The sequence below is a fragment of the Fusobacterium mortiferum ATCC 9817 genome (genome assembly GCF_000158195.2).
GTDB classification, from domain to species: domain Bacteria; phylum Fusobacteriota; class Fusobacteriia; order Fusobacteriales; family Fusobacteriaceae; genus Fusobacterium_A; species Fusobacterium_A mortiferum.
Genome location: NZ_GL987994.1, coordinates 287,251 through 308,703, shown reverse-complemented (window position 1 = coordinate 308,703; position 21,453 = coordinate 287,251). Strand labels below are relative to the sequence as shown.

The following is a 21,453-nucleotide window of genomic DNA, read 5'->3' as shown; positions in this document are numbered from 1 at the left end:
AGTAGTGAGAGAAAGTTAGATTAATACAGCGAAATCGAATGCTAAAAAACACAACTGTTTGAGTGAAACGAGTTTTGTGTTTTTAGTGAGATAAGCCTAATTAATCAACTTTCTTGAACTTGGAACAATTTTTAAAATTTAATGATCTAATCTAATTTAAATTTCTCTCCTAGATAGATTTTTCTAGCAGTTTCATTCTCTGCTATCTCTTCAGGAGTTCCACTTATAAGTACTTTTCCTTGAGCCATTATATAAGCTTTTTCAGTAATTCTAAGTGTCTCTCTTACGCTGTGGTCAGTAATCAGTATTCCCAACCCTCTATTTTTTAAATATCTTATTATCTGTTGTATATCCTCTACTGCTATTGGGTCAACTCCAGCAAAAGGCTCATCTAGTAAGATAAAGCTAGGATTATTAGCTATTGTTCTAGCTATCTCTACCCTTCTTCTCTCTCCACCAGAAAGAGAGAATCCTAAAGATTTTTGAACATGAGTTAGCTTAAACTCCTCAAGAAGTTTATCTATTGTCTCTTTTTGCTCAATTTTACTTATTCCCTTCATCTCAAGTACAGCAGCGATATTTTCTTCAACTGTCAAATTTCTAAAAATTGATGGCTCTTGGGCAAGATATCCTATACCCATATTAGCTCTTTTATACATTGGATAGTCTGTAACTTCCATATTGTCACAAAATACTTTTCCACTTTCAGGTTTTACTATTCCTGTAATCATATAGAAAGTAGTTGTCTTTCCAGCACCATTTGGTCCTAGTAGTCCCACTATCTCTCCTTTTTTTACTTCTAGACTTACATTATCTACAACTTTTCTCTTCTTATAACTTTTACATAGGTTTTGAGCTGATAAATTTATCATACTTTATCTCCTTATTTTTTGTAGTCTACATAGACATTTCCAGAGGCTTTTATCTTCTTACTGTTCATATCATATATTCCTCTGTCTGCTTGAACTATTGACTCATTATTTTCAATCTCCACATGACCTATTAACTCCACAGTTCCAGCTTTTTGTCTAATTATTCCTCTATCTGCAGTTACATTAGTTAGTCCATATTCAGAGTTATTATTTTTAATCTGTACATTTCCTATAAGTGTAGCCATATCCTTATCTATGTCTACCTCAGCAACTGCCGATTTTATAACTGTCTCTCCATTGACTGCATCAACTAATGTAAGCTCTGTATTCTCTTTAGAGAAAACTAATCTTCTATTAGAATCTATCTCTATATAGTCAGATTTAAGCTTTTTATCCCCTTGAATAAAGACAGCATTCTCTCTTACTTCACTTCTTAGTATCTCATATTTTCCACTATTTTTGAAGTATACTCTTGAAAATTCTCCACTAAATGTAGTGATAACTCCATTGTCATTTACATGTCCATTTACATTACCAGTAAAATCCATTATCATCTCATTTAAGTTTCCATGAACTTTATCAGAGATAAATCTATCTCCATTTGCAGTTGTAATATCAGATCTATTTCCATCTAATATTCCACTTTTATTATTGAAAACTCCATTATCCCCTTTAAATGTAAAATCTTTATAATTAATAGTATACTTCTCTAAAGATTTTACTGTTTCTGTTTTAGGATAATATTCCACACTCTCTCCTCTAAATGTAGAGTCAGTGTCCTTCATGACCACTTTACCTTGGAATAGAGCTTTTTCTCCTTGAGAGAAATATGTCATCTTTCTACTTGTAAGAGTAGCTGTATTACTCTTACCATTGAAATTATCTCCAACAAATTTTGAACTCTCTGTATAATAAACTCCTTTACTCATTATACCATAAGTTTTGCCATCTTTTGACTTAAAATCTATTTTTTCTGGAATATAGATATTTTTATCTTTTAAACTATATCTAGCTCTCTCAGAATCTACAATGACATCTTCCCCTTCCATATGAAGATTTCCAGCTATCTCTAAATACTCCCCATTTTTGAAAGAGAAAGTATCCCCAGTTATTCTTATATTGTCTTTAGGATTTACTATCTCTATACTACTTCCCAATTTTCCCAATCCAGTTTTTGTATTATAAGTAAGATCAGTTCCATTAGCTATATAGTTTTCATTTTGTAATTTTACACTACCAGCACTTAAAAACTCTCCACTCTCTTGGTTATAAGTAGCATCTTTTCCTTGAAATTTCATTCCACTATCTTGAGCTTTTACTATATAGTTACCATTTATTTTAGCATTTTTATCTGCTCCTGTATAGATGATACTCTCACTTGAAAGAGAATATTTTTCATCTTCCATAAAGGCTTTTCCTATTACAGAGCTATCCTGTGTATCTGTATTATAGGCTATCTTATCTCCACTAAGTCTTTGCTTTTTCTCTTTATCTAACAGATAACCCTCAGTTATCTTTACATCTTTACTCTCTCCGTTGTAATAAAGATTTTTTCCCTTACTTTCATACTTAGTTCCAGAGAAAGTGTAAGCTCCACTTGTACTCATCTCTTTTGTTTCACTATTATAGTTGAAAACTTTTGTAATTAGCTCTCCATCTGCTGACGAGTATTTTACATTTTTATCTCCAGAGAGAGTCATAAGCTTGCTGTTAGTATCATATACCAATCTATCTCCTGCTATTTTCTCTCCCTTAGTAGAGCTTCCCTTTATATTTCCTAAGATAGTCAAGACTTTACTCTCAGTATTGTACTCTCCCTTATCTCCCTCAAAGGAATAAGTTCCATCACTACCTTTTATCTTACCAGCAATTTTTAATATATTACTATTTCCAGCTTTGTCCACTCTATCCACATAGATTTTAAATCCATTTGCCTCTATTACAACATTTTTAGAAACTTTTAATGCCTCTGTATCCTCTTTGAAATATAGAGATTCTGCTGATAACTTTACCTCTTTGTAAGTTGTATCAAAAGGTTCCCAAGCTTCTAATATTCTACTATCTGAATTATATCTTAAAGTTTTAAAGTGTCCATCTACTAAACCTACATTTTCTCCTCTACCCTCAAGAGTGATATTATTAGAAAGTACTACTATCTTAGTCAAATCATCATACTCACCCTTATCCCCCTTTAGAGCTATACTTTCATTTTCTAGTACTACATCTTGAGTCAACTCTATATAGCTCATCTTTGAGTCAGTAGTAAAGTTTTGCCCAGAGATTTTTATTCCCTGCTCCTCATTGATAGCAGTTACTCCAGTAGTAGATTTTATCTCATCTTTTAACTTATTATAATCTACACTCTCTGCCTTAAAGCTCCACCCATTAGGACTTATTCCAAGGATATTGTTTTTTAAAGCTAAGTTTCTTACCTTATCAATAAAGACATTATCTCCACTGATAAGCATATCATTTACCTTAGCTTTTGCTTTTTCAAATCCTGTTTCATTCTCTTTTATATAATCCTTTTGTAGCTGAGCTTCCACCACATAGTCTTCATTTTTATAGGTTACATTGCTAGTCTCTATTACTTGCTCTGTCTTTCCTAGCTCTCCCTCATCTCCAAAATAGTTAAGATATCCCAACACAATTACTACAATAAAAATAATTCCATAAACTATCTTTTTCTTATTCATATTTTAACTCCCATTCAATATTTTTTTCAACTCATTCAGTTTTAACAATGCTTCTAATGGTGTTAATCTCTCTGGTTCTATCTCATCTAGTACCCTCATCACTATTTTTTGCTCTTTTGTTAGCTCCTTCCCTTTTAGAGATTCCTTTTTACATTGACACTCTCCCTCTTTAGGAGCCATATTTCCAAAAAGAAGTAGCTGTTCTCCACCTAGATTTTTTTCAACTATCTCCTTTCTCTCCTCTAATCTTTTTAAAATAGCCTTTGACCTATCTAGTATCTCCTTAGGTAGTCCTGCAAGTCTTGCTACCTCTATTCCATAAGACTTATCTGCTCCACCTTTTACTATCTCTCTTAGGAAAATTATCTCATTCTCATCTTCCTTTACCTCTATCCTAAAGTTTTCAGCTTTTTCAAGCTTCTCTTCTAGTTGAGTAAGTTCGTGGTAGTGTGTAGCAAATATTGTCTTAGCTCCAATTTTTTCGTGGATATACTCAGTGATAGCAGTGGCTATTGAGATACCATCAAAGGTAGATGTCCCTCTTCCTATCTCATCTAAGATAATAAAAGATTTTTTTGTAGCACTATTTACTATATTAGCTACCTCACTCATCTCCAACATAAATGTAGATTGTCCAGTAAGCAGATCGTCACTAGCTCCTACCCTTGTAAATATTTTATCCACAAGTCCAATTTTTGCATAGTTAGCTGGAACATATGAACCTATATGTGCCATTATTATTATAAGAGCTGTCTGCTTCATATAGGTAGATTTACCAGACATATTTGGACCAGTGAGGATTATTATCTCTCTCTTATCATCAAAGACTATATTATTTTTTACAAACTCCCCAGCTGGTATAAGCTTTTCTACTACTGGATGTCTTCCTGCTATTATCTCTATATCCTCCCCATCATTTACCTCTGGTTGTACATAGGAGTTTTTTACAGCTATATGAGCAAAATCTGTAATTACATCTAGATAAGCTACCTTATAGGCTAGATTTTGTAATTCCTCTCTATATTTTTTTATCTCTGTTGTCAACTTTTTAAATAGATAGTACTCTAAAGACTCTATTCTCTCCTTGGCATTCAGTACTTTTTCCTCATACTCTTTTAGATCTGCAACTATGTATCTCTCTGCATTGGCTAGAGTCTGTTTTCTGATATAGTCCTCTGGTACTAGAGATGTATTTGCCTTAGTTACCTCAATAAAATATCCAAATACCTTGTTATATTTTATCTTTAGCCCCTTTATTCCTGTTCTTTCTCTATCTCTAAGATATAATCTTTTCCATCTTTAGAGATATTGTGTAACTCATCTAAATCAGAGTTATACCCAGATTTTATTACTCCTCCCTCTCTTATAGAAAATGGTGGCTCATCTACAATAGCCTTCTCTATCATATTATAAATCTCTATAAGAGTTTTTACCTCTATCTCAAAAAGAGGATTTCCTTTTAAAAGCTTATAAATCTCCAAAGAGTTTTTTATCGAAGTCTTAAGTGCTATTAAATCCCTTCCATTTTCTGTCTCTAAGATAAGCTTTCCTATTATTCTCTCTATATCATAGATATCCTTTAATTTTTCTCTTATCTCCTCTCTAAGAAGTACATTTTCTATAAAAAATCCCACATCTTTTTGTCTCTCTTTTATCTTCTCTACATCTAAAAGAGGATTTTTTATAAATTTCTTAAGCAGTCTACTTCCCATAGAGGTCATACAGTTATCCATTACCCAAAGTAGAGTTCCTGCACTATTTTTCTCTCTCTGATTATCTATTATATCCAGATTTCTTTGAGTAGTTATATTTAGCTCCATTACATTTTCACTATTTACATAGCTTATATTGGTAATAGGTAGTTCTTTTCCCTTTTGTAAGTCTACAACATACTCTAATACCATTGTAGATACTGTAATAGCTGATTTTTTATCCTTCATTCCAAAGCTCTCTAAAGATATTACCTTAAAATAATCCTTTAGATAATCTTCAGCCTTTCTTCTCTCTACAGTTTTAGTAAATTTTATATCACTGAGAGAGTTGTGTTTTTTAAACTCATCTATATAGCTGTCATAAGTTTTTTCATCTAGTAGTATCTCCTTAGGAGCTATCTTGTTTATCTCCCCTAGAAGTCTAAACAAAATATCCTCTCCAACTATCTCACTAGCCTTAAACTCTCCAGTAGTAATATCTATATAAGCTATGGCTCCTACCTCATCTGTTATCTTTATTCCCATTAGGTAGTTATTACTCTTCTCGTCAAGAAAATCTGTATCAATTATAGTTCCTGGAGTTATTACCCTTGTTACCTCTCTTTTTACTATTCCTTTAGCTGCCTTTGGGTCTTCTACTTGGTCACATATAGCTACCTTGTATCCTTTATTTACTAACTTTGCTATATATGAAGCCACAGAGTGATAGGGTATCCCTGCTAGTGGCACATCTATTCCCTTTTCTCTATTTCTACTAGTAAGAGTAAGTCCTAGCTCCTTTGATGCTGTAACTGCATCCTCAAAAAACATCTCATAAAAATCCCCAAGCCTAAAAAATAGTATACTGTCAGTGTATTGAGATTTTATCTCTCTGTACTGACTCATAAGTGGCGTTTCTGCCATTACTCTTCAACTCCCTCTTGCTCAATTCCCACTTTTAATATATTCAGTAACTCCAATACCTCTTCATACTTATCTGTATGATTTATCTTATCCTTGATTGGATTTGAGTTTCTTATACCTTTTAAATACCAACAAATATGTTTTCTAAGCTCAAATATAAAATCTCTCTCTGGATGCTCTATCTGAGTTCTTCTAGTATGCTCTATTGCCATATTTATTCTATCTAATGGAGTTACAGGATTTAAAATTTTCCCATACTCTAAATACTCTCTAATATCTCTTATTAACCAAGGATTTCCAAATATTCCTCTAGCTAACATTATTCCATCTACTCCAGAATAATCTATTCTCTCTTTGGCATCCTCTGCTGTAAATATATCTCCATTTCCTATTACAGGAATACCTACACTCTCCTTTACAGCTTTGATTATACTCCAGTCAGCTTTACCAGTATACATCTGCTCTCTAGTTCTTCCGTGGACAGTGATATGTTTACATCCTACCTCTTCAGCAATTTTTGCTATCTCCACAGGGTTTTTAAACTCCTTATATCCAGCTCTTATCTTTATAGATAATCCTGTATCATCATTTAAAGCACTTCTTAACTCTGATAACATAGCCTTTATATGCTCTGGATTTGCCATAAGTGCTGAACCATACCCATTACTTGTAATTTTTTTCATAGGACATCCAGAGTTGATATCTATATGCTTAACTCCTAATCTCTCTACAAACTTTGCACTCTCTACCATCTTTGGAATATCCTTACCAAACAGCTGTACAGAATCTCCCTCTCTAAGTCTTAGAATAACCTTTAGAGTTTTTTCAGAAGCACACTCCATAGCATTGATACTTACCATCTCTGTAAATAGCATATCTGGATTAAACTCTTTCAATATTCCTCTATACGTATAATCTGTAACTCCAGCTATTGGAGCTATATATATTTTCGTCATAAATTTTATTCCTCCATCTCTTATTGAAAAGATATCTCAATCTAAAAATTTTACCATATTTATGACATTTTTTCAATATAGCATTGGAGATTAGAAGAGAAAAACTTGATATTTGTAAAAAGTAATACTATAATATCAAAGGTATATATTTTAATAACAAGGGGAGAAACATCATTATGATTAAAAAAACTAATAATTTTATCTCTATCTTTCCTATCTTATCTGGAATATTTTTTGGTTCAGGGTGAATATTTATAAGAAGATTGATTGAATTGGGAATAGATAGCTACTCTGTTGTATTTTTAAGAGTCTTTCTAGCTCTACCTATACTTATCTTTTGGCTCTTTGTAGCTGATAAAAAACTTTTCTACATAAAGCTTAAAGATATTTGGGTATTTTTTGGAGCTGGTGTCCTTGGTACTTTGGGATTAAATCTCAGCTATAACTACTCTATCACAGAGCTATCTCTTTCACTATCAGCTGTACTTTTAAGCCTAGCACCTATATTTGTTGTAATATTCTCATTTTTTCTATTTAAAGAGAAGATTACAGGTACAAAAGTATTTTGTATGCTTTTAGCTATCTTAGGTTGTGCCTTGGCTAGTGGTGTTTTTGAAAGTGCCTCTACTATGCATTGGTCATTTAAAGGGATAGTGGTAGGACTTTTTGCTGCTATTTTCTACTCTTTATATAGTATTTTTTCTAAAATTGCTATGGAGAAAAAATATGATGCTCTTACTATAACACTATATAGTACTGTGGCTATTACCATAGTTCTTTTTCCTATGAATGATTGGAGATTTGTAGGGGAGATAATCAGTAGTAGCCCTTTGGAGATGTCAATTTTTATGTTGGCACACTCCCTTTGTACCTGTATATTTCCATATGCTCTTTACACTATCTCTTTGAAATATATGGACACTGGTAAGGCATCTATACTTTGCTCTTGTGAACCTATAGCTGCTACTGTATTTGGCCTTATATTCTATAATGAGATTCCCACTATTTTATCTTTAGTTGGATTAGTTATTACTTTAATTGCTTTAGCTATACTTAGTTTGAAAGAGGCTGTTGCAAATTCTTAAATTGAAATCAAAAAATAAAAATATTTAACAATATAAAAGGAAAAAAGTTTACTTCCAATCGCTAGTGCTTACGCAATGCTCATTACAGTAAATTTTTTCCCTTTTCCTTTACTCTTCTTTTCCCCTGATTTCAATTTAAGAAATTTACTAGGAGAGAGAATAAAATTCAAGAATGACGAAGATTGAGGAGAATAAGTAGAGCAAGTCAGCGAAATCGAACACTAAAAAACACAACTGTTTGAGTGAAACGAGTTTTGTGTTTTTAGTGAGATAAGCCTACTTGCTCTTTATTCTTCGAACGAAAGTCATTCTTGAATTATTTATAATAACTTTAATTTCTTAAATTGCAACAACTCCCTTTATAATCTTTCCTTGTAACTTAAAATCCCTCTGGTAAAAAGATATTCCCACTAAGATTATCCTCTCTACTCCTCTATCTCTTAGCCCCTCATAGTATCTCTTCTCCTCTATCTGAGCTAAGGCTTCCTCACTTGCTTTCTCTAGCTCCTCTTTTTCTTTTGCCACCTTAAACTCTATCACCAGTCCATTTTTGCTCTTATCCATTGGCTCTACTACTAAGTCATACCTTCCTCTTCCACCCTCTCTATTAGAGTGTATGTAGTATCTTCTTCTAAGTCCTAACAGCATTCCTAAGATAAATACATGGTAGTGGCTCTCCTTTGAGTTAGAATTAAAATCAAAACAACTTACACTATTTAACATAATGTTTTCTAATTCATAGGTAAAGTTATCAAAATCTCCCTCTAATAGATAGCTCAATGTTCTATCGAAATTATCTACGCTTCCTAAAAAATTACGAATAAAATCTCTTTCAAAGAAATAGTGCACCTCTTCATTTGGTATCCTTATACTGTACTTTCCAAAATCTATCTCCTCTACTGGTGTTAGATATCCAGCATTTGTTAGTAGATACCAAATTTGCTCTGTATTTTTTAGCTCATTAAAATTTGAATATACATCTATTGTTTTATTTATTGTTTCTCTTTGAAATAATTTAGATAGCTCTTCAAATATTGAGCTACTTGCTTCCTTTAACACCTTATTAATTAGTGTATTGCTTGAAGTATTTACCCAGTATGGCATGATTTTTTTTCTATCTAAGAAATTTGTTATACTAAATGGATTATAGACTCTCACCCCACCAAAGATATATCCATTATACCACTTCTGTACCTCTGGTAATCTCTCTTCTAATCCATACTCTATTAGAGATTTCTCCACCTCTTTCTCTGTTATTCCAAAATACTCAGCAAAATCATCTTCTAATATTGAGTTTACCTTTACATTATTTAGCCCAGAGAAGATATTTTCCTTAGATATCCTCATTATCCCTGTAAGTACTGCTTTTTTCAAAGCTGGGTTTTCCTTTAAGGCACTTCCATATAGGGTAGTAAAAAACATCTTTATCTCATCATAATATCCATGCTCATAAGCTGATACCATTGGTGTGTCATACTCATCTATTAGTAAGATTACATCTTGATTGTAATACTCTTTTAAGTAACTACATAGATTTAAAAGAGCACCTCTTAAATTTGCATTGTCTTTCTTTAACCAAATCTCATCAAACTCCATTAAGTTGCTCTGATTTAACTTCTCTCTAATATATTCAAATTTATCATATAGGTTTTTCATAAGTATTGCTATATTTTCCATCATCTCCAGACTGCTATCAGCCTTTACATCTTTAAATGATAAAAATATTACTGGATACTTCCCCTGTTCTGACATTGCTAGAGAGTTAGATATATATAGTCCATCAAAGAGTTTTCTATTTTCAGTATTTCCTTCTATATCATAGAAATATTTGAGCATAGATAGGTTTAGTGTCTTTCCAAATCTTCTTGGTCTTGTTATCAGATGAACAGCTGTCATATCATTTACTAGCTCTTCTATAAATTTTGTTTTGTCCACATAAAAACAATTGTTTGCTATAATATTTCTAAAATCTGATACTCCTATTGCTATTGGTCTCATATCCACACCTCTCTTCTTCTCTTATCTTTCATATATTATACCATAATATGTGTAAAAAAAATAGAGAGCCTAAACTCTCTATTCATAATGAAATTCTACCTCTTTTCCTCTAAAGGCTATCCCTATTTTTACTATGTCTACTACTCCTCTTTTTCTTAGCTCTGTCTCATATATCTTACTATCTATCTGCTTATGAGCTCTCTTAGCTAAGTTACTTATTCTATTATTCTTTCTAGTTGCCTTTATCTCTAATATATATCCCACTCCATTTTTGTTCTTTGGCTCTAGTAAGATATCTGCCCTTCCTAAGCCACTCTCCTGTTCTGGTGTTACAAAAAATTTATCCTGCATTGATGTTAAAAAGCCCAACATAAACATTTGGTATGGTACCTCTGAGTAGGCAAGTTCATCTATCTCTTTTCCTTCCTCTTTTTTCATATTCAGAGTAGTATTGTGGAAACTTATGCTCTCTAGCACCATATTTTGAAAAGCTATCTCAAAGGATTCTAAATCTTTAGTCAGTAGTGCTCTCTTTACATCCTCTACATATCTTGTTCCTTTGAATACCATTTTGATAAAAGCATCCTTAAAGAATGTTCTTATCTCCTTATTAGGTATTTTGATTATGTAATTTTTTCTATCTATCTTCTCTTTTATTGTCAGATATCCAGATGACAGCATCAAACTCCATATATCACTCTCTAACAAACTTTTTCCCATATCTAGCTCTAAGTCCACTGCTGTCTCTAACTCTTTCTCTTCAAATAGCTTTTCTAAATCTTTGATTACTCTATCATCACTATTGGCTATTATCTCCATAATTAGTGCATTTCCTGAGGTATTTATCCAGTATGACTCTAACTCTTTTTCTTTGATATATTTTAAGATACTTAGTGGATTGTAGACTTCAGTTCCTGCAAAGTTATACCCATCATACCAAGCTCTTACCTCATCTAGCTTATACTCTATTCCATAGTATCTTAAGGCTTCCTCTACCTCAGCTTCTAATAGTCCAAAATATTGAGAGTAAGATTTTTTTAATATTGTATAGTTCTCTATATTATTTAAGTCTGAAAATATTCCTGCCTGTGTTACTCTAATTATTCCTGTAAGTACTCCCATCTGTAAGTACTCATTTGTCTTTAGGGCATCTCCATAAAAAGCTCTCAAGAAATCCTTCATCTCTGTATAGTAACCTTTTTCAACGGCATTAAGTAGGGGAGAATCATACTCATCTATTAAAAGAACTACTTTTTGGTTATAGTACTCATATAGGAACTGTGTTAAAAATCTCAAAGAGCTTTTTATCTCAGCAATACTTCCCTCTTTTCTTGCTAATCTATTAAAAACCTCTCTAGCATTTGGATTTAATCTCTCTTCTATAAAAAAATATCTATTGTATAGTTCATAGATTTTTACTTCTATATCTTTTATTACTTCTTCTAAATCTCTTCCAATAATCCCCTTCATAGTTATAAATATTACTGGGTATTTTCCCTGTTCTGACATCATTGGAGAGTTAGATATATATAGCCCATCAAAGAGTTTCCTATTCTCCTCTCCATTCTTTATATCAAAGAAATATCTTAAGGTAGACATACTCAAAGTCTTTCCAAATCTTCTTGGACGACAAAATAATTTTACCTGTGTTCCATCTAGTAATAACTCCTCTATATATTTTGTCTTATCTACATAATAAAAACTATTTTCTCTTATCTCTTTAAAATCTTCTCTTCCTATTGGTAATCCCTTTAACATATCTACACCTCTCTTCTTCTCTTATCTTTCATATATTATACCATAATATATGTAAAAAAAATAGAGAGCCTAAACTCTCTATTCATAATGAAACTCTACCTCTTTTCCTCTAAAGGCTATCCCTATTTTTACTATGTCTACTACTCCTCTTTTTCTTAGCTCTGTCTCATATATCTTGCTATCTATCTGCTTATGAGCTCTCTTAGCTAAGTTACTTATTCTATTATTCTTTCTAGTTGCCTTTATCTCTAATATATATCCTACTCCATTTTTATTCTTTGGTTCTAGCAAGATATCTGCCCTGCCTAAGCCACTCTCCTGTTCTGGTGTTACAAAAAATTTATCCTGCATTGATGTTAAAAAGCCCAACATAAACATTTGGTATGGTACCTCTGAGTAGGCAAGTTCATCTATCTCTTTTCCTTCCTCTTTTTTCATATTCAGAGTAGTGTTGTGGAAACTTATACTTTCTAACACCATATTTTGAAAAGCTATCTCAAAGGATTCTAAATCTTTAGTTAGTAGTGCTCTTTTTACATCCTCTACATATCTTGTTCCTTTAAATACCATTTTGATAAAAGCATCCTTAAAGAATGTTCTTATCTCCTTATTAGGTATTTTGATTATATAATTTTTTCTATCTATCTTCTCTTTTATTGTCAGATATCCAGATGACAGCATCAAGCTCCATATATCACTCTCTAACAAACTTTTTCCCATATCTAGCTCTAGATCTACTGTTGTTTCTAACTCTTTCTCTTCAAATAGCTTCTCTAAATCCTTGATTACTCTATCATCACTATTGGCTATTATCTCCATAATTAGTGCATTTCCTGAAGTATTTATCCAGTATGATTCTAACTCTTTTTCCTTAATATACTTTAAGATACTCAATGGATTATATACCTCTGTTCCTGCAAAATTATACCCATCATACCAAGCTCTTACCTCATCTAGCTTATACTCTATTCCATAATATCTTAAGGCTTCCTCTACCTCAGCTTCTAATAGTCCAAAATATTGAGAGTAAGATTTTTTTAATATTGTGTAGTTCTCTATATTATTTAAGTCTGAAAATATTCCTGCCTGTGTTACTCTAATTATTCCAGTTAGTACCCCCATCTGTAAGTACTCATTAGTTTTTAGTGCATCTCCATAGAAAGCTCTCAAGAAATCCTTCATCTCTGTATAGTAACCTTTTTCTACAGCTGAAAGAATTGGAGAATCATATTCATCTATTAAAAGAATTACTTTTTGGTTGTAGTATTTACATAATAACTTTGTCAGTATATGTAATGATTTTTTTAAATCTGCCTCTTCCAAACTTTCAATATCTAAAATATATTTTTCAAAATCTAGCTTATCATATTTATCAAAACTATCTACTAAGTAGCTATAATCTTTAAATAACTCTTTAATTTTTAATTTAATATCACTAAAACTTGATTTCCAAGTATGACCTGTAATTCCTTTCATACTGATAAATATTACTGGGTATTTTCCCTGTTCTGACATCAGTGGAGAGTTAGATATATATAGCCCATCAAAGAGTTTCCTATTCTCCTCTCCATTCTTTATATCAAAGAAATATCTTAGTGTTGACATACTCAAAGTCTTTCCAAATCTTCTTGGACGACAAAAAAGCTTTACCTCTGTCTTATCTATTAGTAAATCTTCTATTAATTTAGTTTTATCTATATAGTAACAGTCTGTTTCCCTTATTTTCTTAAAATCTTCTACTCCTATTGGTAATCCCTTTAACATATCCACACCTCTCTTTTTCCCTTATCTCTCATATATTATACCATAATATGTGTAAAAAAAATAGAGAGCCTAAACTCTCTAATTCTCACTCTTTACTCTGGATAGATATAGCCCTAAAGAGAATACCAACATATTGGATTTCCATATCTCTCTCCATACATTCTCAGTAAGCCCACCTACTAAAAAGGCTACAAGCATACCCATTGTACCTACTACTAGATAGAAATTCAAATCTCTTTCTCTAGCTATACAGTATCTAAATTGTCTGTATAGGATAAATAGAAACATCCCTATAAAAGGAAAAGCTAGTATCCCTTCCTCAGCAAGACTTGTGAAGTACATACTGTGAAGATTACCAGAGCCAGCTATCTCTTTAAGATGAGCCTTTGCCCATTTATACTTCATCTCATCATATTTATGGTTCTTCTCCATATACTCTAAAGCATACTTACTAGCATTATCTCTTCCCACTCCAAAGGGAAGGTTATTTTTAAACATATCTATTGAGCTTTCCCATAGAAGAAGCCTTACCTTTGGAGACGTTGCTTCTGTATTAGTTATACTCTCTATTCTCTTGATATATTTATTATTTTCTAAAGCCTTACTATTGATACCCCCATAACCTAAAAGCAGAGTAAGAATAGTTATAGCTATAAAGATTTTTTTACTTCTAAAGAGAAAGAAAGAAACTACAAATAGACTAGCTCCAAAACCTAACCATGCTCCCCTTCCCTGTGTCATCACTAAGGCTGCTACTGCTAAGATAAGGGTAAATGTATATAGTAAGGTTATATATTTTCCTCCTTTGATATAGTAGATAATGGCTACTAAAATCAGCATACTCCCCATAGCTAATATGTGTGCCTCATCTAAGGTATTACTTGAGAAACTGAGAAATCTTACATTAAAATTCCATTTAAGTTTTTTGTAGTATAGAATACCATTGATAAAAGATATTATTATACTAAGGGAAAAAAGTGATAGTACTATTTTTACAACTCTATCCTTATAAAGAAAGTAAGGCATAAAAAAGAGTCCAATATATCTGTATGATTTTTCTAAAGCTCTTTGAAAAGAGTGTATTCCACCTGCTGAGAAAAAGCTAAATATTGGTAGTAGAATAAGGATAACCAATATATATTTTTCCTCTGTTGTCAATTTAATTTTTCTCCTATCCCAAAGATAGAGTAAAAAGGCTAGAGCTAAAAATCCTAACCCTATATTTACACCTGACTTGGATATAAAAAGAGAGAGGGTGTAGATATATACACCTAACTCTCCTATTTGGTTGTATATGCTTTGGTTGATTTTAAACATAAGTTGCTCCTAGATATTTTTAAGATATTCTAATAATTCCTCTCTTGTCTCCTCATTTCTTAGTCCAAACTCTATATTTGCTTTAAGTAATCCAAACTTATTACCTATATCATATCTTTTTCCATCAAAGTTATAAGCTAATACCTTTTCTCCATCTTTCATCATAGCTACTATGGCATCTGTAAGCTGTATCTCTCCACCTTTTCCTGGTTCTGTTTTTTCTAAGTATTCAAATATTTTTGGAGTAAGTAGATATCTTCCAAGACAGGCAAGTCTTGATGGAACTTCCTCTATACTAGGTTTTTCTATAAAATCTACCATCTCTACAGTTTTTTCATCTAATGATTTAGATGGTTTTACTATTCCATACTTAGAAACATCAGATTCCTTTACCTCTTGACAACCTACTATACTAGATTGATATTTAGAATAGTTTTCTATTAGCTGCTTAGCTACTGGTTTATCATTGTACACTATATCATCTCCTAGAGCTATTACAAATGGCTCATCTCCTACAAAAGATTTAGCTTTTAATATAGCATGTCCTAATCCCTTTGGATGATTTTGTCTAACATAACAGATATTAGCCATAGATGATATACTCTCTACTTTTCCTAGTAACTTATCTTTTCCATCTTTTTTAAGAGTATCTTCTAATTCATAAGAGTAATCAAAATGGTCTTCAATACTATTCTTATTTCTACCAGTAATTATGATTATATCTTTTATTCCAGACTCTACAAGTTCTTCTATGATATATTGTAATGACGGTTTATCTACTATTACTAACATCTCTTTAGGCTGTGCCTTAGTTGCAGGCAATACCCTAGTACCAAGTCCTGCTGCTGGTATGACTGCTTTTGTTACTTTCATAAATTATACTCTCCTTCTATTAAATCTTTTTAAAACAAAATCATATAGAGATAATAAATAATTTTTTTGTATTATTATAAATAAAAAAATTAAAACGAAACTTATATATAATCTATAATTTTCTAGGCTCTCAAATATAGGTAATAAACTTAGTAATAAAATAATTATATTTCCTAGATAGAAAGACTTTTCAATATTTATCATATCTTCTGTATCTTTTTTTCTCATATAAAATAATACTATATATGATATCACTGTAGCTATTATAGCTCCAAAAATTCCATATCTCGGAACTAATAAATAATTAAAACCTATATTAGCTATACTTGCTATAAATGAACTTTTTAATAAATTTTTTGTATCTTTTTTTAACAAATACTTTATTCCTAATATTGCTGAATAATTATTGAATAGAATAGTTAATAAAAATAATGGAATATATTTCCAAATTTCAATATAAGTATCTGCTACAATAAATCTAATCATTGGTTTTATTAAAATTGTTATTCCTATTGCACCAAACATTTGGATTAAACTAATATTATAAAAAATATTATGAAAAAATTTATCAAATCCCTCTTTTTTATACTCATCTAACATAGAAATTTGCAAAGAATTATAAAAAATATTAAAAATTACTGTTAATATCATAGGAATTTTACTTGCTACTGAATATAAACCTACTTCTTCCAATCCATAATAATATTTTAAAAATATTCTATCAGCTAAGGCTAATATACTCCATATAATAGCATTAGGAATCAAAGGAATCGAATACCTTAACATTTCTTTAAAAACATCTTTATTCCAATATTTTATTCTTATAATTTTATCTAATCTTGAAAAATAAGCTAAAATTATAGAAATTATAATTGCTGAATAGGTCATAGACATTATCATTCCTAATACCAGATATTTTGGAACTAAATAAACATTTAGACTAACTGTTATAAATGTTTCTATTATTCCAATAACAGAATATAATTTTACTCTTGAATTTGTTCTAATTTTTTCTTTCAATACACTATTTAAATATGAAAATATAAAAATTATTAAAATATATTTATAATATCTAGTTATATAATCTATCCTAAAATATTCTATAATATTTTTTGAAAATATACTTACTATTAATATTATAGGAATTACGCTTGATAACGCTATAAAAGTTATCATATTTTGCTTTTCTTCTGGTTGATGATTAGCAAATCTAAAAACAGTAGTAGCAAATTGTAAAGTTAATAATGGAGTTAAAAAAGTTATTGCCATTGTTATCATATTTAACTCTCCATAAAGCTCTGGAGATAAATAAGCTGTATAAAATGGTAATAATAAAAAACTTACTAACTTTGAACCAATATTTCCTATTAATATAAATAATGTATTATATCCTAATTTTTTATATTTATTCATTTATTCTCCAAAAATCTTAAATATTAAAAAATACTTCTTTTAATTTCTCTTTTAACTCATATTTTTCTTTTTCTACTTTATATTCAGAATTCATGTATTTATCTATCAACTTTTCTGCCTCTTCTACTGTTGTAACATAGTGAACCCAATCTAAATGTTTAAACCATTTTACTCCCTCTTCTATTTTATGATCTAATGATTTAAAAACAATTACTGGTGTATTTGTAATTACAGAAAAAATTACCCCATGAAATCTATCAGTTATATTTAATTTAGCTGATGAAATTTTTCTTAACATATTTTTTACTTCATACTCTCTAGTTTCTTTATTCACAGAATATTTTTGAATAGTATCATCTCTTCTAAAATTTATTTTTTTTGACTCCAAATGCTTTATTATTCTATCTACTTTTTCATTATCTAATGCTTTTTCTTTATCACTTCTTAACGTCAAAATAACATCTTTCCTATCAGCATCATTTCTATACCAATCTTCTAAATATAACACACTATCTGGAGTTAAATACACATTATTATTTGGAAAATACTCTTTTCCATATTTATAACTTTTTCTATCTCTTGTTATTATATTAAAATTTTTATGCTTTGAATAAATACTATTACTTTTTTCTATTTCTTTTTTTCCAATTTCGTCATTTGTGAAAGATATACTTTGGGGCATAACTATAATTTTATTATTTGGAAATCTTTCTACTATATCCCTTCTTTGTTCTTCCTCATATAAATATAAATTTCCAAAATTTCCTCCACCAATTGTTACTATAATATCATTTTCATTTAATAACTTTCTTATCATTTTTTTATTTCTATTATATTTATTGTATGAAAATTCTAAAATTAATTTATCTTTATATTTATCTTTTAGTATTTTTTCTATTGCTATCGCTATTGCTTGGTCTCCTAAATTATTGTGCTCTGGTGTTGAAAAATATATAATTTTTTCTATATTTTGATAATTTTTTATTAACTTACTTATTTCATTTTTTTCTAATATTTTTCTTAAATTTAATCCAACTATTGATTTTATACTCATAAAATTTTACTTACTCCTCTTTAATTTTTGTTTAACCCAAATTAGTTTTTTAATAATTTCAAAAATTATTACTTTATTTTTTAATGTTCTCACTTTTTTTTCTAATTTAAAAAATAATATAACACTTTTCTCTTCCAACAAATCATTATACTTTTTCATTATTTCTATTTTGAATAAAACTTTATTTACCCTTTCATAATAATCATTATTTTTTTTATAAGATGAAAATAGTAAATTTTTAAACAAGCTATACTCTTCACGAAATTCTAAAAAGTTCATTACTTCTTTCTCAATATTACTTTTTAAATAATATTTTTTTATTTCATTAAAACATCTTTCCATATCTAAATAATTTTTAAATTTAATAACTCTACTTCCATTATTTTCTCCTTGAATATAATGATAGTATGCTTTATTTATCTTCCCTATTCTTTTCATATGAAGTGCTAATTTAGCTATAACTTCAACATCTTCATATAAAAAAATTTCTTCATCATATTCTATTCCAAATTTCTCATAAATTTCTTTTTTTATTAGTTTATTCCAAGTATAACCATAAAAATTTTTACTTAAAAAAATTTTTAAATACTCCTTACCAGTTAAAATTTTATTTTCTTCTATATTTAAATCTTTTTTTATAATTTCCTCTTTCTTATACTCATAATCAAAAATAATATCTGAAATAACCATATCCAAATTTTCTTTTTTAGCCTTTTTATATATTTCCTCTAAGTATCCCTGCTCTATCCAATCATCACTATCTATATTTAAACAATACTCTCCAGTAGCATTTTTTATTCCTACATTTCTTGCTGTAGTTAATCCACCATTATTTTTATTTATAATTTTTATCCTACTATCCTTTTGAACAAAACTATTTAAAATCTCTAAACTATTATCTGTTGAACCATCATTTATACAAATTATTTCTATTTCTTTTAAATTTTGATTAATAATACTATTCAAACATCTTTCTAAATATTTACTTGTATTATATACTGGAATTAATATGCTTATTTTTTTCATTTTTCTCCTTTTTTATTAAATATTCATAAATTATTAAATAAATAATATTAAAGTGATAATAAAGTGCTTGTCCCTCCATTATTCCAAAAATTAAAACAACTATAAAAATTCTTATAGCTTTATAATCTTTATATCTATATAATAATTTAAATACATATAAAATTAAACATATAGAAATAATCAGACCTATTATTCCGTGTTCAAATAAAACTCTAATATAAGTATTATCTAAAGGTAAAATTTTATATAGTTTTTCTATCTCTCTTTTTCCTAATAATGTTATTTCTTGATTATTTAAATAATAATCAAATAACCAAAATCTTCCACTTAATAATTTATTATAAACAGTTGCTTTTAATTTTGAAGGTAATACTATACTAAAATATAGTAAGAAAAAAAATTCTCCATATATAAAATATCTCAATTTATATAAAAATTTATCTTTTATTAGAATTAAAATTAAGAAAATAAATATCAAAATATATCCAGTCCTAGAATTAGTTACTTTATATGTTAGTTGAGATAAAATTAGGATTACTCCTATTACTTTTATTTTATTTTTTTCATACCATAAATAATATATTGAAAAGAAAATTGGTAATAATGACATCATAGCTGTATTTGGATGCCCAAATCCTAAATCATTTCTATTTATAATTCCTTCTAATGTTTTTCTATAAAATTCTTTATTAGAAATTAAATTCATTCTATCTAATAAAAATGTTAATAAATAAAAAAATATACTTATTAATAAAAAATAAAAAATTCTTTTTTTTCGTTTTATACCTTTCGAAATTATAATTAAATAAAAACTTAAATAATATTTTAAAATAAAAATTAAATTAAAAAATATACCAATAATTAACTTAAAATCTTTTTTAGATAATTTTTTATAATTTATCAGCCCATAAATTAATGTTAAACCTAATATAAAAAGTATACTTCCTTCTTTTATATATGTTACATTATATCTATTTGAACTATAATATCCTAAAAAAATAAAAAATAGGATACCTATAAATAAAAATTTAGTTTCTTTCATAAAATTCTCCAACTTTATTTTTAATTTTTTTTAAAATATCATATAAATTAAATTTTCTAATTCCCCAAATAATATTTCTATAATAATATACTAATACTTTTGATTTAAATGGAAGAAACTTTATCTTTTTTAATTCTTTATAAAATAACTTGTCATACTTTTCATATTCTTCATTCGATACTAATTTAGGATTTAATAACATAAAAAATGCTCCTCTTATTGCATAAAAATTAAAATTCTCATAAAACTTTTTTATTATCTCCTTATTTTTTAGATAATCATTATCTTTTAGATAAATATAAAGCTCCTTGAAAGCAATAAAAATACCTAATCTTTTTTCTAAATTAAAGATTGAATTATTTCCATGATAAATATAATAATAATATGATTTCTCTATATGATTTATCTTTTTAGCTTTCAATATACTTTTATAACAAAATACTATATCTTCTCCTGAATGAGTATCTATTGGAAATAATATATTTTTTATTATGTTTTTTCTATATAATTTATTTACAGGATTAGCCATCCTATTTTTATAAATTAAATAGTCACTTTTTTTACTTATATTACTTGGAATAGATGATATTCTTTTTTTAGTTTCTTGATTTACATAAGTTATTCCACAAACAACTATATCTAAATTTTCTTTCTTAGCTTTTTCATACATTTCTTGATACATTTCTTTATCAATATAATCATCACTATCTACAAAAGCTATATATTCTCCTTGAGCTAAACTCATTCCTAAATTTCTACTAGCACTACATCCTATATTTTTATTATTTATATATCTTATTTTTTGAGGATATTTTTTGCTATACTCTTCACAAATATTATGACTATTATCTGTTGAGCCATCATTTATTAGTATTATTTCTATTTCTTCTAAAGTTTGATTTACTATACTATCTATACATTTTTTTAAAAATTTTTCTGTATTATATATTGGCACTATTACACTTACTTTTATCTCTTGCACTT

Annotated in this window: 14 protein-coding genes and 1 pseudogene; 1 reads left to right on the top strand and 14 read right to left on the bottom strand. The window is 28.8% G+C overall.

Features of this window, described 5'->3' with window-relative positions; genetic code table 11:
- Positions 1–146: 146 nt before the first annotated feature.
- The 4 genes and pseudogenes from lptB to dusB form a co-directional block, all read right to left on the bottom strand.
- Positions 147–872: an LPS export ABC transporter ATP-binding protein gene (lptB, locus tag FMAG_RS11140; protein ID WP_005886731.1), complete on the bottom strand. Its 726-nt coding sequence runs from the start codon at positions 870–872 to the stop codon at positions 147–149.
- An 11-nt stretch (positions 873–883) separates the two neighbouring features.
- Entirely contained in the window at positions 884–3,568 is a 2,685-nt protein-coding gene (locus FMAG_RS11135) for an LPS-assembly protein LptD (protein WP_005886729.1), read from the bottom strand.
- A gap of 3 nt (positions 3,569–3,571) precedes the next feature.
- Positions 3,572–6,183: pseudogene (gene mutS / locus FMAG_RS11130) on the bottom strand (DNA mismatch repair protein MutS).
- Positions 6,183–7,139, bottom strand: a complete 957-nt coding sequence (dusB, locus tag FMAG_RS11125; RefSeq protein WP_005886727.1) for a tRNA dihydrouridine synthase DusB — start codon at positions 7,137–7,139, stop codon at positions 6,183–6,185. Before dusB ends, mutS begins: the two are co-directional and overlap by 1 nt.
- 248 nt (positions 7,140–7,387) lie before the next feature.
- Between dusB and FMAG_RS11120 the strand changes: the two genes are divergently transcribed.
- The gene (locus FMAG_RS11120) at positions 7,388–8,224 is read left to right on the top strand and encodes a DMT family transporter (RefSeq protein ID WP_455583686.1); all 837 of its coding nucleotides are present in this window, start codon (positions 7,388–7,390) and stop codon (positions 8,222–8,224) included.
- Positions 8,225–8,563: 339 nt separating this feature from the next.
- Here the strand turns inward: FMAG_RS11120 and FMAG_RS11115 are convergent, their stop codons facing one another.
- From FMAG_RS11115 to FMAG_RS11070, 10 genes are all read right to left on the bottom strand, one after another.
- Positions 8,564–10,222, bottom strand: a complete 1,659-nt coding sequence (locus tag FMAG_RS11115; protein ID WP_005886724.1) for an AAA family ATPase — start codon at positions 10,220–10,222, stop codon at positions 8,564–8,566.
- Between the two features lie 78 nt (positions 10,223–10,300).
- Positions 10,301–11,980, bottom strand: coding sequence for an AAA family ATPase (locus tag FMAG_RS11110; protein WP_005886722.1), 1,680 nt, complete (start codon positions 11,978–11,980; stop codon positions 10,301–10,303).
- 78 nt (positions 11,981–12,058) lie between these two features.
- Positions 12,059–13,744, bottom strand: coding sequence for an AAA family ATPase (locus FMAG_RS11105; RefSeq protein ID WP_005886720.1), 1,686 nt, complete (start codon positions 13,742–13,744; stop codon positions 12,059–12,061).
- A 78-nt stretch (positions 13,745–13,822) separates the two neighbouring features.
- Complete coding sequence (locus FMAG_RS11100; protein ID WP_005886718.1) at positions 13,823–15,061, bottom strand: O-antigen ligase family protein; 1,239 nt, start codon at positions 15,059–15,061, stop codon at positions 13,823–13,825.
- Between the two features lie 9 nt (positions 15,062–15,070).
- Positions 15,071–15,934, bottom strand: coding sequence for a UTP--glucose-1-phosphate uridylyltransferase GalU (gene galU / locus FMAG_RS11095; protein ID WP_005886716.1), 864 nt, complete (start codon positions 15,932–15,934; stop codon positions 15,071–15,073).
- 3 nt (positions 15,935–15,937) lie between these two features.
- Positions 15,938–17,347 carry a lipopolysaccharide biosynthesis protein gene (locus FMAG_RS11090; RefSeq protein WP_005886714.1) on the bottom strand — a complete coding sequence of 470 codons (1,410 nt, stop codon included), beginning with the start codon at positions 17,345–17,347 and terminating at the stop codon, positions 15,938–15,940.
- Between the two features lie 16 nt (positions 17,348–17,363).
- A complete protein-coding gene (locus FMAG_RS11085; protein ID WP_005886712.1) occupies positions 17,364–18,401 on the bottom strand; it encodes a polysaccharide pyruvyl transferase family protein in 1,038 nt (345 codons plus the stop codon).
- 6 nt (positions 18,402–18,407) lie between these two features.
- Complete coding sequence (locus FMAG_RS11080) at positions 18,408–19,427, bottom strand: glycosyltransferase family 2 protein (protein ID WP_005886709.1); 1,020 nt, start codon at positions 19,425–19,427, stop codon at positions 18,408–18,410.
- Entirely contained in the window at positions 19,393–20,469 is a 1,077-nt protein-coding gene (locus tag FMAG_RS11075; protein ID WP_005886707.1) for a hypothetical protein, read from the bottom strand. The genes FMAG_RS11080 and FMAG_RS11075 overlap by 35 nt, the downstream gene beginning before the upstream one ends.
- Positions 20,456–21,451, bottom strand: a complete 996-nt coding sequence (locus FMAG_RS11070) for a glycosyltransferase (protein WP_005886706.1) — start codon at positions 21,449–21,451, stop codon at positions 20,456–20,458. Before FMAG_RS11070 ends, FMAG_RS11075 begins: the two co-directional genes overlap by 14 nt.
- Between the last annotated feature and the right edge of the window lie 2 nt (positions 21,452–21,453).

Excerpts from the sequence above, each read along its gene's own strand:
- lptB (WP_005886731.1), bottom strand. The coding sequence starts at position 872 with ATGATAAATTTATCAGCTCAAAACCTATGTAAAAGTTATAAGAAGAGA.
- FMAG_RS11135 (WP_005886729.1), bottom strand. The coding sequence starts at position 3,568 with ATGAATAAGAAAAAGATAGTTTATGGAATTATTTTTATTGTAGTAATT.
- dusB (WP_005886727.1), bottom strand. The coding sequence starts at position 7,139 with ATGACGAAAATATATATAGCTCCAATAGCTGGAGTTACAGATTATACG.
- FMAG_RS11115 (WP_005886724.1), bottom strand. The coding sequence starts at position 10,222 with ATGAGACCAATAGCAATAGGAGTATCAGATTTTAGAAATATTATAGCA.
- FMAG_RS11110 (WP_005886722.1), bottom strand. The coding sequence starts at position 11,980 with ATGTTAAAGGGATTACCAATAGGAAGAGAAGATTTTAAAGAGATAAGA.
- FMAG_RS11105 (WP_005886720.1), bottom strand. The coding sequence starts at position 13,744 with ATGTTAAAGGGATTACCAATAGGAGTAGAAGATTTTAAGAAAATAAGG.
- FMAG_RS11100 (WP_005886718.1), bottom strand. The coding sequence starts at position 15,061 with ATGTTTAAAATCAACCAAAGCATATACAACCAAATAGGAGAGTTAGGT.
- galU (WP_005886716.1), bottom strand. The coding sequence starts at position 15,934 with ATGAAAGTAACAAAAGCAGTCATACCAGCAGCAGGACTTGGTACTAGG.
- FMAG_RS11090 (WP_005886714.1), bottom strand. The coding sequence starts at position 17,347 with ATGAATAAATATAAAAAATTAGGATATAATACATTATTTATATTAATA.
- FMAG_RS11085 (WP_005886712.1), bottom strand. The coding sequence starts at position 18,401 with ATGAGTATAAAATCAATAGTTGGATTAAATTTAAGAAAAATATTAGAA.
- FMAG_RS11080 (WP_005886709.1), bottom strand. The coding sequence starts at position 19,427 with ATGAAAAAAATAAGCATATTAATTCCAGTATATAATACAAGTAAATAT.
- FMAG_RS11075 (WP_005886707.1), bottom strand. The coding sequence starts at position 20,469 with ATGAAAGAAACTAAATTTTTATTTATAGGTATCCTATTTTTTATTTTT.